Here is a 14,053-nt window from a genome sequence, read left to right on the forward strand (position 1 = left end):
TTAATGACTTTTAATACAATTTGTGAAATGAGACCTTCTCATAGACATTACTGTAAAGAGTTGGCTTGCATTTGATACATCTTGTCATAAATGCCACCAAGTGCTAGCAGCTCGTCGTGTGTACCATTCTCTACAATCTTTCCTCGATCAAGCACAAGAATTCGATCTGCATTTTTAATCGTAGACAGTCGATGGGCAATAATAAACGTTGTGCGTCCTTTTTTCAGTACATCCATCGCATGCTGAATAATTTCTTCTGTTTCCGTATCAATATTCGAAGTCGCTTCATCTAGTATTAAAATCGCTGGATCGAACGCAAGTGCTCGTGCAAAAGAAATCAGCTGACGTTGCCCTGATGATAAAGTACTGCCCTTCTCAATTACAGGTTCATCGTAGCCATTTGGTAAATTCGCTAAAACACGTTCTCCACCTACTGCATTTAAAGAAGCATGTATTGTTTCTCGTGAGATCTTAGGATTGTTTAAGCCGACATTGGAAGCGATAGTCCCAGTAAATAAATAAGGGTCCTGAAGCACAATTCCCATATGCTCACGCATCGTTTGACGAGGAACTGATGTAATATCAATGCCATCAATGGTAATTTTGCCTTTCGATGGATCATAGAAGCGGAATAATAAGTTCATAATGGAACTTTTCCCAGAGCCAGTATGACCAACTAAGGCAATCGTTTCGCCTTGATGTGCTTCAAACGAAAGGTTTTTCAGCACATATTCATTGTCTTTATAGGCAAAGGAAACATCTTCGAAAACGACATTGCCTTTATATCTTGGTAGGCTTTTTTCAGAGACAGGCTCACCATCCGTATCTAACACCTCAAAAACACGCTTACCTGCAATTAATGAACGTTCAAGTTGAGAAAATTGGTTCACGATATTTGTGATAGGATTAAATAATTTTGTTAAATAATCAACAAATGCATATAATGTCCCCGCTGAAATCATTTCAGTTGCCGTAAATGACTGCGTACCAAAATAGAAAATAAAGACCGTAAACATAATTAGTCTTAACGTATTAACAAGGTTAAAGGAAGTGGCTGAATCAAGCACTAATAGCTTACGTTCATAAGCATAATGCTCATTATTCATGTCATCAAATTCCTTCGTCATTTGCTGTTCACGACGGAACGCCTGAATAATTGTCATGCCTTGAATAGATTCATTGATCATAGCATTAATATCGGCGATTTTTGTACGAATGACATCATTGTATTTTGAGGCGAATTTTCTATATAAAATCATCCATAAGTAAATAATTGGTATCATCGTTAAAGCAAGCATGGCCATTTTCCAGTTTAAAATCAAAAGTGCTACATAAACACCAATGATGGAAATAAAGCTCGTTACAAAATTGGAAAGCACCTGTACATATAAATTACGAACCGCTTCTGTATCATTCGTTACTCGCGCAACAATTTTACCCGCAGGTAAATTATCGAAGTATTGAATCGGTAAAGTTTGGATATGCTCAAAAACATCCATACGTAATTTTTGGATAACGCGGTTCGCACCAATTTGCAAATAAATATACATAAAATAGCGCAATATGGCTGTAGCAATAGCTAACAGTAAATAAACGAGTAATAACCATGTAATTGGTTTAATTTCTATATGACCAATCGTCATGTAATTATCAATAATATGTTTAGCAATAAATGGACCTACAAGCTCCGTAAAAACGGCGATTGTTAGGAAGAACAAGCCTAGTAGTATCGGCTTTTTAAAATACATCGCATAGCGTGTTAAACGTTGACTCGTACTCATGAGGCACCTCCTTCTAGCTGTTGACGGTCAAATTGTTCTTTATACCATCCTTGTTGAGAAAGAAGTTCCTCATGTGTTCCCTGCTCTACGATTTGCCCATCATCCAACACGATGATGACATTAGCATGCTGAATGCCCGATAGACGGTGCGTAGTGATAATTGTCGTTTTACCGTGACGTTCACGCTGAATGTTTTCAATTATTCTTGCCTCTGTCTTGGCATCGACAGCGGAAAGGGAATCATCAAGCATTAAAATTTCAGGATCCTTAATAAGCGCACGAGCAATGGACACACGTTGTTTTTGACCGCCTGAAAGAGATACACCTTTTTCACCAACAAGTGTTTCAAGACCCATTGGTAAATTTTCTAAATCTTTTTCAAAATATGCTGCACGAATCGCCTGCTGTAATTCAGCTTGTGTCGCATCTTCTTTCCCAAATAATATATTTTCTCGGATGGTACGTGAGAATAGCACATGATCTTGTGGTACATACCCAATCCAATCGAGAACCTGCTCCTTCGTTTGAGCAGTAATATCGGTACCATCAATTGAAAGCTGTCCCTGTCCGATTGGATATTCACGTAATAATTGGCGTAGGAAGGTTGTTTTTCCTGCCCCTGTCTTACCAACAATTCCTAGTGTTTGACCTTTTTTCAATGAAAGTGAAATCTGTTGTAGGTTTTTCACCTGGCTCATTGGATATTGGAATGTTAAATCATCAAAACCTATCGCACTAGGTGTCGCAATCATTTGCGGATTCGGAATATTCCGAACATCAGCCTCGTAGTTCAATGTTTCCTGCACACGGTCCAGTGAGGCATTACCTTGTTGCATAACATTGATTAGCTCTCCAATCGCAAATATTGGCCAAACAGCTAAACCTAAATAAACATTAAATGTGACCAGCTGCCCAACAGTCATGGCCTCCGTTGCTACTAAATGAGCCCCGTAACCAAGTGCTACAACATAGCTAATACCTGTTCCGACTTTCGTAATCGGGCCAAATAAAGCATTAATTTTGGCAGTATGAATATTTTTCGCATAGACGGTTTCACTCATATTCGCAAAATTGGCCTCATCCTTTTTTTCCTGAACATAGGCACGCACTACTCGCACGCCTGCCACAGATTCAAGTACGCTATCGTTCAATTCACCAAAAGCATCTTGGGCCTTCATATAACGTTCATGAACAATTTTCCCTAAATATTGAATCAGAATGGCCATAATAGGAACCGGTAACATCGCAAAAAATGTGAGCTTCCAAGAAATCATATAGCCCATCGCAAAAATGATAAAGCCCATATAAATCGTTGAATCAATCAACGTCATAATACCAAAACCGGCTGTCATGGATACGGCATTTAAGTCATTTGTTGCTCGTGCCATTAAATCCCCTGTACGGTTTTTCTCATAAAACGTTGGAGTCATGCGTAAAAAATGCTGCATTAAATTTCGACGTAATATTTTCTCAAGGTTAATAGCCCCTTCAAATAGTCGGAATTGCCACACAAAATTTAATAGATAGCCCCCAATAATAATTCCAACGAAAATCAACACATACTTTGTTAAAATAGCTGGTGTCATTTCTCCTGCAGTCAATAAGTCAATAATAGAACCGAGTAAATATGGAGGAACGACCTCTAATCCACTGGCAATCATAAGTACTACAATGGCAACTGTATATTGCTTCCAGTATTGTTTAAAGAACCAGCCTAATTTACTTAAAACATCAAACATAAATCATAACCTTCTTTCTTCCGTGCTGTTGTGGCATTACTACCCACTTTCAAGAAATTCCTTTTTGAAAATCATTCGTCGTACTGTGTTTCGCATAAACATACACTCCTTTTTGGGTTTTCACTATAAGCATTTTTGGCACCAAAAAAAGACACGTACCCTACAAAGAGTATGTGTCTCTTATAAAAGGCAGGATGGACCATACCTTTTTGTGCAATCTTAAATAAGCGTTAGGCATGGACAATGTATGTAACTGTAATTGAATATGATACTGGTAAAATTAACATTGTCATGCCCTCCTTTGGTTTATTTGTTATAGTGTTCTTGAAGATTATCACACTATAGAAATATTTGTCAACTATCCCCCTGTTATTTTTTATCATTTCAAGGAAATAGTTAGCGCTTTAAAGCATTAAATTGCTATAAAGAACCACCAGGAAAACATCTTTGACTTTAACATTACAGCAATTGATGGTGTCTTACATTGACCAAAAGGATGAAATGACAGGATTATTTCATCCAATTTACAAGCCAGTGACAGATCATATTAAGATTAAGTTTCGTCATAGTGTTTCAATTTTAAATAACGCCTGAAAAATGATGTATATGCATGACCGTTGTCTTGTAATAGCTTATCTATATCATCATTCACTTAGTAATTTATTATTTAGTTATTTATTATTTAGTTATTTATTAATTAGTAGTGGTGGGTTTTCCGTTTCCGGTTTTATCGCAATAGGTTTTACCGCTAACGGCTTTTCAGTAGACGGTGCTATCTCAGGTATTTCAAGCATTTCTGTAAATAGCTAAAAATTCTTTCTCTTACAAAACCCAAAAGTTATATAATATTTCCATATAATATATAGATATACTATACCTAAAGAACATCCTACTTCTTCCTTTCTTCATACTATCTATAAGTTATATACATATGTAAAGATGATTTAGGGACAAGTATCGTCCATTGAGTTAAAAGTTCATCAGTCTACTATAGAAACATTTCTAAAATTTTCATCTCGTGATACACTTTTCAGTATAGTCATTTTTCGTAAGGGGTCTTTACTTTGAAGTCATTTTTAGCTGTTGGAATCGGTGGATTTTTTGGTGCTATCAGTCGGTACAGTCTTAGTCTTATATGGGCAAGCTCCGGTGGCTTCCCGTATACAACACTTTGCATTAATTTAGTTGGCTGCTTTTGCCTTGCATGGCTTTTCACTACTTTTACAAAGCGTACACCTATTATACTGGGAATTGGTACTGGCTTCTTTGGTGCTTTTACCACCTATTCGACATTTTCCTTAGAGACACTATTACTCCTAGAAAATAGCGAGTGGCTACAAGCTGTACTCTATGTTAGCGTAAGTGTTTTAGGAGGACTAGCTTGCGCATGGCTGGGGATGCGACTAGCAAGGGGGCGTAAGACATGCTTCTTGTAGGGCTTGGCGGAATTTTTGGCGCCATTTCAAGATTTTATTTAGGTAAATTATTCGCACATCCTTATCCATGGGCGACTTTTATCATCAATAGTTCAGGTTCCTTTGCACTTGGTCTATTATTTGCCCTACATCTTAGTGATTGGTTATGGCAGTTGATTGGTATCGGCTTTTTAGGAGCCTATACAACATTCTCTACCTTTGGATTTGAATCATTACAGCTCATTGAACAACAAAAGTGGGGACAAGCCATTAGCTATATCACTAGTACCCTGCTAACTGGCATACTGTTTGCTGCTATTGGTTATATAGTAGTGTAAAAGAGGTGATATTTATTGACAAAGCATTCAAACGAACAACTACAAGAATTAGAAGTTGAAATAGAACAAACACTCTACACGCTCATTGACCTAGAATTAGAAGAAAATTATGCAACAATGAATACACATTTTGCGCAACTACTTGCAAAGGTCCAGGGAGCACAGTTAATTGATTATAAGCTCGATGTTCTCGTAGAACCTCAAGCTTTTGCAACTGAAACTTGTATTTTGCTAGAAAGCTTAATAGAAGCAAAGGCAAGGCCAAATAAAAGGCATAGATTGCTAACACATCGCATGATATTAAAAATATGGTTACGTAAAAATCAACGCTTCATGCGAGAATTTTTACCTCAAATGTTTTAGGCGCCACTTGGTTTCACAAGGGCGCCTTTATTAAATTTGTATTTGCTGCAACACTTCTTTTATTTTCCCCTCAACTTTCAGATCGAATGGGGTTAGATGGTTGCCGCGGCTTTATTGATACCCATATTATTTTAGTGGTCAAGGCACTTTGTTTACAGGGCCACGTATTACTAATAAGGCCAGTAATATAGAGTAATTTACTGACGACATCTTTGAGTTTTTGAAGATTAATGACTACCTCAAATTCATAATTTCCCTCTCTAATTACTAATTTGTAAAAGGAGAAAATTCATCACTTGTCTGATCATATTCTTCCATCCGCTTTTGAACCTTTAATTCTTCTGAAGCCGCTATACCTGTAATCAGTAAATTAAGTAAAGCAAAAGTTGGTGTAATCCCTTTTAGAGAAATCGGAGGAGGGGCAACAACCTTAAATAAAATATCTGAAAGAAGTCCCAAGGGAGACAATTCATCATCGGTTATGGCTATCACCTTAGCTCCTTTTTTCTTTGTTGCTTTTACAAAAGAATTAGTTTCTTTTGTATATCGAGGAAAAGAAATGGCAACAACTAAAGTTCTCTCATCGACTAGTGATAATAAATAATTAGAATCCTCTATTTCTCCCCGATATAAAAATGTATTTCCAACGACAATATTGAGGCTGAATGATAGCCAGTTAGCAGGACCATAGGATGACCGGAAGCCGATGACTATCCTCTTTTCTGAACTAATTAAAAGATCTACAGCTTTTTTATACTGGTTGTAATCTAATTGTTCTAAAGTTGCACGAATATAGGAGCTATCTTTCTCGATTACATGTTGAATTAAGTTTGTATCTTTTAAAGATTTGGAAGTAGATCGAAGGCCTTCAATAGGATCTGTAGTTGATGAAGAATCTTCTAATAAGGCAGATTGAATTTCTTTTTGCAGTTCGCTAAAACCCGAATAACCAAGTGCATACGACAATCTAATCACAGTTGTATCACTTGTTTTACTTGCTATACCTAGCTGCTTTGATGTTTGAAACGCAACCTCTTTTGGGAAGTCTACAATATATTTTGCAACTAATTTCTGCCTTTTTGTTAGTTCATTAAATTGTTTCCTAATTCTTTGATTATAATTATCCATACAGCCAGCCCTTCCAACGAGTTAATCTTGGTATGTTAATGATAAAATATGGGATCACCCAAATGATTAAATATTGAAAAATCAGCACTTTAAACAACTAAGTACCATTTTTTATATCCCACCACAAATTCCCTTATTATACCAAAAAGTAACATGTCATTACTTTGCAAAATCATTCATTTTTTCACTTTGCATCACTTTCTATGTTTAAGATACTTCCAACTTTGTTCAATTATAAACTGGTGGGTTTGATTTATCCAACTGACAATTAATGTAGTGCTGCTCTTTTGTATTTCTATCCACCACTTTGCATCCTATCCGCTACTTTTACATTTATATCCATCACTTCTATCTATCACTTTGCATATTATCTATATTATTCGTATATTTATACCTACATAAAATATGTATCTTTAATCCTGGGGTATTCACCTAATGTGCACAGTCGATACCTTTATGCTACTTACTTATTAACAATTCCAGTTTAAAGGGACTTCGAGTGCTTTTTATGCATGAATTTTTGTGAATACCCCGACATTATATATAAATAAATAACCTAATTGATTGATATAAAAGGACAATTTAACACATACATACCGAATCTTTTATCAATTTGGAAACTATCATGTATAACTAAACAGTTACTTTATTAAGAAAATGATTGTAAGTAACTCTGGATAATTTAGTTATGATACTAGCACCCTCAGCTTCCGTTTTGTTCCCTATAGAAAATACTGTAATGATGAAATTACCTTTGTTATCAGGTAGCTGTACTATCCCTGCGTCATTTACAACACTTGCGAGTGTGCCAGTTTTATGGGCAACAACTGTATTTTGAGGCAATAAATAAGGTATTCTATTTCGAAACTGCTGCTTTGCAAGGATTTCAAACATATCATCACAAGCTTTTTCAGAGATTAATTGCTTATTTGCAATTTGTTCTAACAATAATGCCATATCAGCTGCGGTTGTTACATTGTTTGCATGACTTTCTTGAAACACAATTGAATTATAATCAACGTCACCATTTTTAAATCGGCGGTTAATGTCATTATAAGTGTCCATTGAGAAATTTTGTGGCGGTAGTCCTACACATGAGCAAAGGAGCTCCCAGCAACTGAGACGAATGTAAGTATTGCTTAGTCCAATTTCTTTCATATATTGATTTACATTTTCTTTCCCTAAAATACTTAATAATTTATCTGTTCCGACATTATCACTAACAATTATCATCATTGTTGCTAAATTTTTTATCGTAACGTCTATTCCAGGAATTAACTCCTTAAATATACCTGATCCATTTACTAAGTCCTCTTCTTCCAACCGAATACGTTCTTTTAGTTCAACCTTCCCTATTTGAACATCACGGTATAGAGTTGCCAAAATAGGAATCTTAAAAACACTTGCAGCTTGAAATAAACGATTCTCATTTATTGCAGCAGTCTCTCCAGATTCCAGATGTTTCACATAAACCCCGAATGTCCCAGTAGCTTCTTGTATAATTTTCTCCAAACTCTCCTGTAATCCCATCATCAACATCCTCTCAAATTTCTACATAAGGAGTTCAATATGAAAACCTTGTAACTCACTAGTTAAGTGGTATATTTACGGAAACTTTAGGGAATTGTCTAAAGTGATATGATATTCCATATGGTTCACTATTATCATCTACTAGTATCTCAGCTATTTCTGTAAAGTCGTTAAAATATGCTATAAACATGGTATCGCTCACAAAAGTTATTGGTATCTCAACATTTTGTGAGAGTAGAATTGGGTTTCCTTCTTTGATTTTAATGGACACTTTCGTCCCTTCATTCGATTGATATTCTCCTTGATACTGTTGAAGTCGTTCTTCTGAAATATCATATTCTTCAAAGGTAAGATGATTGGCGTCTACCTCTCTTTCACTTAAAACATTCAATGCAAGTTGCATAATTCGGGCAGCAGGTACACCTGCCAAGTTAGTTAATACAACACCTGTAAACCTTTTCTCTGGTAAAATACTTAATTGAGCTGAAATTCCCTTTAGCCCTCCACCATGTTCAATAAGAGTAGTGCCAAAATAATCGGGAGTAATCATAAAACCGTATCCATAGAATCTTCCAGGTTGTAATTGAATATGGGGTTTAGTCATTTCTTTTACACTTTCTTCAGATAATATTCGCTTACCATTGACTACACCAGCATTACGGAAAATTTCTGCATACAACAACATGTCTCTAGCTGTAGATTTCAAAAAGCCTGCTGCTCGCATTGAAGTAGAATCCCACCAAATTGGTGCAGCAAAAACGCGTTTTGTTCCATCGCTTTTATCCTCTGTATAGCAAGTGGTGATATTTTCATAATCACCGTACTCCTCAATTGTGAAATAGCTGTTTTCCATACCACAAGGAGTGAGGATATGATCATATATATATTGTTCATAACTTTTTCCACTGATTCGTTCGATGATTGTTCCTAATAAGGCATACGATTCATTGGAATAACTAAAATGTGTACCAGGTGTCCCCAATAATTCAATATTTTGTTCATCAATAAACTGCATAAGTTGCTCATAAGTGTCGATTGGTTCGTGATCTTCAACATTAATATTTAAACCTGGATAATTTTTTACAGTTGGGTCAAGATCCAGTGACCTTTTCATTGCGTAAAATAAAGAAGACATTGGAGGCAATCCTGCCGTGTGAGTCATAAAGTGATGAATAGTGATATCTTTGATAGCCTCTTTATTTTTAACGTTGAATTCAGGCAGGTACTTAATAACAGGATCATGCACATTCAATTTACCGACTTCCTGCAGTTGCATAATAGCCACACAAGAAAATGATTTTGTAATCGACCCAATACCAAAAACTGTATTTTCAGTTACAGGTAGTCCATCTTCTACATTACGGAAGCCAAATCCTTTATGGTAAAGAATCTCCCCTTCTTCTGCAATTGCAACAGAAGTACCAGGAATCTTATGTTTTTCCGTTATCTTTTGACCAGCCTCTTCAAATGCTTTTAAATTTACATCTACTTTCATATCTTTTCCTCCTTTAGAGTAGTTGTATATAATAATGTAGATCGAATAGATCAGATCTAACTATTATCCTCACATTATTGTTTCTCAGTCATTATCAGGTTTGAAAAATTATCTACAGGCAAATGTCTGTTTATAAAATCGAGCATCGAATTCAATCTAGCTATTCTTAGTCCGGGTTTGCCATATTGGAGGAGCCCATGACTTGATTGTGGGATACGAACTAGTTCTACTTCCCCTCCTCGACGCTTAATATGGGAATAAAACTGTTCAGCCTGCTCCATTGGACATCGTAAATCATCTTCATTGTGTAGAAGTAGAAGTGGTGTTTTTACATTATCTACATAGGCAAGAGGAGAAAATTTCCAAAGATTCTCCACATCTGTTTTTCCAAGAAATTCCTGATCAATAAAATATGGTGCTATATCGCTTGTGCCATACATGGAAATCCAATTCGAAATACAGCCTTCAGAAACTGCTGCAAAAAATCTATCGGTGTGAGAGATGAGCCAATTTACCATAAATCCACCATAGCTAATTCCATTAACAGCTACCCTATTTTTATCAAGATAATGATTTTTTTGTAAGGCAAATTCCAGCCCGTTCAAAATATCAGTCATATCCTTTCCACCATAATCACCATGTACTGCATTGGTAAACTCTACACCGAATCCTGAGCTGCCTCGTGGGTTCGTATAGATAACTGCATAACCTCGCGCAGCAAATAATTGCAATTGATGAAAATATGTGAAACCATAAGCAGAATGTGGTCCTCCATGAATATCTAATAGAACAGGATATTTTTTCTCAGGATCAAAGTTAGCTGGTTTTAACATAAAACCCTGCATATACCAGTTATCAACAGATCTATACGAAAAAACCTCAGGTTCAACTACGATAAGTTCGGATAATAACTTGTCGTTGCAGTCATCCAGACGAACTTCGGTTTCAGGGAAAATGGGGACATGTAATTGAGGAAAAGCTTCAGTTGGATGCCGATACTTACAATCAACCGTATTAGCTTCATCAATTCTAATGACTGATATCTTCCCAGGGTGATTAACTGTCGAATAGGCCATACTAATCGTCTCTTTTCTATCAAATGAAAAATGAAAAATAGCTCGGTCTCCACCCGCAATAATTACTGGATGATCATCATTTTTATTATTCGAAAATCTAACAATTTCATTTCGTCCTTCACGGGTACTAAGCGCATAAATATATTTATTATTATTAGACCATTGAGGGCGAAGTGCATATCTGAGGTTACGCATATCTGTAAAAGTCATATCAAGAAGTGTGTCTTGATATTTTTTACTTAAACACCTTACATCTCCTCCCTCTGAAGGTATAACTAACAATTCCCTCTGGTCCGCATGGTTTCCAAAAAACGCTATCCACTTTCCATCAGGTGAGTAAGAAGGTGAACTTGCTTCTGTATCACTGTACAGCAACTCCGTTTCTCCTCCGGAAGCCAGTACACGATAAATCTGTCCTCCAAAAAGAGAATTTTGATCTTCTGTACTTGAACTGAACACGATATATTGACCATCTGGAGAAACGTCAGGCTGATTGACTTCATAGGGTCCTTTTGTTATCAAAGCGGATGTTCCAGTATCTATATTAATAGCAACAATTTGACGTTTGCACGGTTTATGAAACCCAGTTCCATCATTTTTATAATATAGATGATGATAGCGTTTAGCCCCATCTCTCCATAACTTATCCTCTTGTTCCTGCTCACTCTTTGCTTCATTAATTGTTGCATTTTCATGAAAGGTTTCTAGTTCCGAATGTTCAACTACAGGTACCAATCCATATATCGTTTTACCGTTAGGAGCCCATACTATTGAGCTAATTCCTTGACGAAACTTTGTCAGACACAGGGCCTCTCCACCATCGAGAGATAACAGCCATACCTGCATTCCGTAAGCACGGTTCGAGATAAATGCTATGGTTTTTCCATCGGGTGAAAAGATAGGATTGACGTTCCTGGTGCCTGAGGTTGTCAAAACTCTTCGCGTTTTTCCTTCTACATCGCTTACATATAAATGTGTTTCGTAATTATTTTCTTTCACAGCTATGGTTCTTTCATAAACTACCTGTTGTCCATCAGGGGAAATGACAGGGTTGCTTGGCCATTCAAATTTATAAATATCTTCTGGCACTGTAGTTCTTAACATTTTTTATCACTCCTTATTAATTTATCCAAAGCAGATAATTAACTATTGTGATTCTTCAGAAAAATATTTTCGCAATATTCTAACCTAGTCTCTTCTATTAACTTTCACCTATGGTTTTAATAACTTAATGGTAGTCATGGCAAGTATTTTCACACCATTTTGTAATGCATCTAAGTTAAAATTCATATTAGGATGGTGCAGTCCTGGTTGTAAATCTGTTCCTAGTCCAATCATTGTAGCTTTAATATGAGGAAAATACTTTTTATAATAGTGGAAATCCTCCCCTCCAGGAGTAATGACTGGAGCCGTGTTTGCGTCATTCCCTAGAGCTTCAATAATGGCTTCTCCCACGAGTTTCTCAATTTGTGGACTAGGTTCCGCAGCAATCATTGATGCTAGCGTCACCATTTCAACTATTGCCCCATTTGCTGAGCCCGAAGAAAGAACCGCATTTTCTACCTTCTTAAGTAAATCGTCCATCACGTAGTTCTGTTGTGCACGGACATCAATGCCAAATTCAGCATAATCAGGAATGATATTAATATTGTTTCCACCTGCCTGAACCATGGTTATTTTAGCAGATGAGGATAATGTCGGATCCGTTTTAACTGAGTTAACAGCATGAATGATGGCTCCAAGTGAATCAACAACATTTATCCCTAGATTTGGTCGTGAACCATGGGCTTGAATTCCTTGAATCTTTCCTTTAAGCAGAGTTGTCGCACCATGATAGATTGCAGGAGATGCCTGGCCAAATTTTAATTCCTGAATCGGGCGTACATGTATCCCTAGCATATAGTCAACATCATCGATTATACCTTTATCTATTAGAGCTTTAGCACCTAAACCGGATTCCTCGGCTGGTTGAAAAATAATTTTAATAAGACCCCGCGGTTGAAAATCTAATTCTTTTAGACAAGTAATAGTATGGAGAACTATAGTCATATGAGCATCATGACCACAGGAATGATTAGCTTTCCATTCTCCGTCGACTAGCTGCCATAACGCATCAATGTCTGCTCTAATCCCAATGGTTGGACCAAGTTCTTTATTTCCCCAATATCCAACAACACCAGTATGATCTTCAAACCTCTCAAAAGGAATTTCTAAATTTTCTAATTGCTTACATAAGTACTCGGTTGTCTCTTTTTCTTTCCAACTAATTTCGGGATGGGAATGAAAATGACGGTATGTTGATTTTATTAACTCTTTATTCTCATCAACCCAATTTTTGATTTTTTCAATCATATAAAGACTCCATCGTTTTATTTTCAATAACATAAAAATGGATGTTGGCTAAATTTTTTTTTAACATTCCAGTTACTACAAAGCCTTTTGAGAATGCATCATTTACTGCATCTCTCAACTTATACCTCCATGCCTTCGCTGCCTCAAAATCCTCTTGTTTCAAAATTTGAAAGTTTGCTGGGACAGGTAGTAAATATCCTTCTTCATTCTTAATTGATTCCACCTCATGGGGATATGGAATATTTCTATCACTATAAGACAAAAGAGGCTTATAGTGATTAACTAAAGTATCCTTTTTGAGTACACCTGTAAGTGCTCTTGTTACTCGGTTTGAACAAATATCCCATTCTACTAATAAACGATCAGATGGTAGACCTTTATTAAGTTTATCGCTCATTTCACCATAATAAGAAGGAAAGTACGTTTTGGAATATGCCCCTAACTTAGTAAGATTAAAATATGCATTTTTAGCTTCTAAAGGATCAAAAGTCCACACAATTTTTTGATAGCCATAATCAACTGCCCACTCCCTTTGCTTAAGTTTTAGCTGTAAGCCTATTCCGCAATTATGATACTTGTTATGGACGCCAGTCATATGAGAAATTAAATACTTCTTCCCATTCTTAAAACCCGAAAAACCGTATGAAAACCCAATTAATTCACCATCATTAAACGCTCCAACTATGTTTCCTCCATTGTGGGTAGCAGCAATAAGCTGTGGTAGAGGCGTTACAACATCTTTGTCCCAGATTTCTTCTTGAAAACAAACTACATCTTGAATTTCCTTTAAACCAATGACATTTTTATAGACAATTGGTTCTGTTAAAACCATTTGT

The 14,053-nt window shown here is 36.3% G+C and carries 12 protein-coding genes; 4 read left to right on the forward strand and 8 right to left on the reverse strand.

The genetic code is table 11. The features are described 5' to 3' along the window. Positions 1-47: 47 nt before the first annotated feature. Together GJU32_RS12775 and GJU32_RS12780 are read right to left on the reverse strand one after the other, a co-directional pair. Positions 48-1,781 carry an ABC transporter ATP-binding protein gene (locus GJU32_RS12775; protein WP_155592337.1) on the reverse strand — a complete coding sequence of 578 codons (1,734 nt, stop codon included), beginning with the start codon at positions 1,779-1,781 and terminating at the stop codon, positions 48-50. Then, positions 1,778-3,520 (reverse strand): ABC transporter ATP-binding protein, encoded by a 1,743-nt coding sequence (locus tag GJU32_RS12780; protein ID WP_155592338.1) that lies wholly within the window; start codon positions 3,518-3,520, stop codon positions 1,778-1,780. The genes GJU32_RS12775 and GJU32_RS12780 overlap by 4 nt, the downstream gene beginning before the upstream one ends. Positions 3,521-4,126: 606 nt before the next feature. Here GJU32_RS12780 and GJU32_RS23400 point away from each other — a divergent pair. From GJU32_RS23400 to GJU32_RS12795, 4 genes are all read left to right on the forward strand, one after another. Beyond that, positions 4,127-4,330: a hypothetical protein gene (locus GJU32_RS23400; RefSeq protein ID WP_230875038.1), complete on the forward strand. Its 204-nt coding sequence runs from the start codon at positions 4,127-4,129 to the stop codon at positions 4,328-4,330. Between the two features lie 254 nt (positions 4,331-4,584). Next, complete coding sequence (gene crcB / locus GJU32_RS12785; RefSeq protein WP_155592339.1) at positions 4,585-4,956, forward strand: fluoride efflux transporter CrcB; 372 nt, start codon at positions 4,585-4,587, stop codon at positions 4,954-4,956. After that, entirely contained in the window at positions 4,944-5,273 is a 330-nt protein-coding gene (locus tag GJU32_RS12790) for a fluoride efflux transporter FluC (RefSeq protein ID WP_155592340.1), read from the forward strand. Before crcB ends, GJU32_RS12790 begins: the two co-directional genes overlap by 13 nt. Positions 5,274-5,288: 15 nt before the next feature. Beyond that, the gene (locus GJU32_RS12795; RefSeq protein ID WP_155592341.1) at positions 5,289-5,636 is read left to right on the forward strand and encodes a hypothetical protein; all 348 of its coding nucleotides are present in this window, start codon (positions 5,289-5,291) and stop codon (positions 5,634-5,636) included. Between the two features lie 267 nt (positions 5,637-5,903). On the opposite strand, the gene GJU32_RS12800 is transcribed toward GJU32_RS12795, so the two are convergent. From GJU32_RS12800 to GJU32_RS12825, 6 genes are all read right to left on the reverse strand, one after another. Beyond that, positions 5,904-6,764: a MurR/RpiR family transcriptional regulator gene (locus tag GJU32_RS12800; protein ID WP_155592342.1), complete on the reverse strand. Its 861-nt coding sequence runs from the start codon at positions 6,762-6,764 to the stop codon at positions 5,904-5,906. Between the two features lie 633 nt (positions 6,765-7,397). After that, on the reverse strand, positions 7,398-8,294 hold the full coding sequence (locus GJU32_RS12805) for a serine hydrolase (protein WP_230875039.1): 897 nt from the start codon (positions 8,292-8,294) through the stop codon (positions 7,398-7,400). 58 nt (positions 8,295-8,352) lie between these two features. Next, positions 8,353-9,789: a serine hydrolase domain-containing protein gene (locus tag GJU32_RS12810; RefSeq protein WP_155592344.1), complete on the reverse strand. Its 1,437-nt coding sequence runs from the start codon at positions 9,787-9,789 to the stop codon at positions 8,353-8,355. 74 nt (positions 9,790-9,863) lie between these two features. After that, positions 9,864-11,969: a S9 family peptidase gene (locus GJU32_RS12815; protein WP_155592345.1), complete on the reverse strand. Its 2,106-nt coding sequence runs from the start codon at positions 11,967-11,969 to the stop codon at positions 9,864-9,866. 108 nt (positions 11,970-12,077) lie between these two features. Next, positions 12,078-13,217, reverse strand: coding sequence for a M20 peptidase aminoacylase family protein (locus tag GJU32_RS12820; RefSeq protein WP_155592346.1), 1,140 nt, complete (start codon positions 13,215-13,217; stop codon positions 12,078-12,080). After that, a complete protein-coding gene (locus tag GJU32_RS12825; protein ID WP_155592347.1) occupies positions 13,210-14,049 on the reverse strand; it encodes a GNAT family N-acetyltransferase in 840 nt (279 codons plus the stop codon). Before GJU32_RS12825 ends, GJU32_RS12820 begins: the two co-directional genes overlap by 8 nt. Positions 14,050-14,053: the final 4 nt, after the last annotated feature.

This window comes from Lysinibacillus cavernae (genome assembly GCF_009724685.1).
In the GTDB taxonomy this organism is placed as follows: domain Bacteria; phylum Bacillota; class Bacilli; order Bacillales_A; family Planococcaceae; genus Lysinibacillus; species Lysinibacillus cavernae.

Coding starts and splice junctions, on each gene's coding strand:
- GJU32_RS12775 (WP_155592337.1), bottom strand. CDS start 1,781: ATGAGTACGAGTCAACGTTTAACACGCTATGCGATGTATTTTAAAAAG.
- GJU32_RS12780 (WP_155592338.1), bottom strand. CDS start 3,520: ATGTTTGATGTTTTAAGTAAATTAGGCTGGTTCTTTAAACAATACTGG.
- GJU32_RS23400 (WP_230875038.1), top strand. CDS start 4,127: ATGCATGACCGTTGTCTTGTAATAGCTTATCTATATCATCATTCACTT.
- GJU32_RS12790 (WP_155592340.1), top strand. CDS start 4,944: ATGCTTCTTGTAGGGCTTGGCGGAATTTTTGGCGCCATTTCAAGATTT.
- GJU32_RS12800 (WP_155592342.1), bottom strand. CDS start 6,764: ATGGATAATTATAATCAAAGAATTAGGAAACAATTTAATGAACTAACA.
- GJU32_RS12805 (WP_230875039.1), bottom strand. CDS start 8,294: ATGGGATTACAGGAGAGTTTGGAGAAAATTATACAAGAAGCTACTGGG.
- GJU32_RS12810 (WP_155592344.1), bottom strand. CDS start 9,789: ATGAAAGTAGATGTAAATTTAAAAGCATTTGAAGAGGCTGGTCAAAAG.
- GJU32_RS12815 (WP_155592345.1), bottom strand. CDS start 11,969: ATGTTAAGAACTACAGTGCCAGAAGATATTTATAAATTTGAATGGCCA.
- GJU32_RS12820 (WP_155592346.1), bottom strand. CDS start 13,217: ATGATTGAAAAAATCAAAAATTGGGTTGATGAGAATAAAGAGTTAATA.
- GJU32_RS12825 (WP_155592347.1), bottom strand. CDS start 14,049: ATGGTTTTAACAGAACCAATTGTCTATAAAAATGTCATTGGTTTAAAG.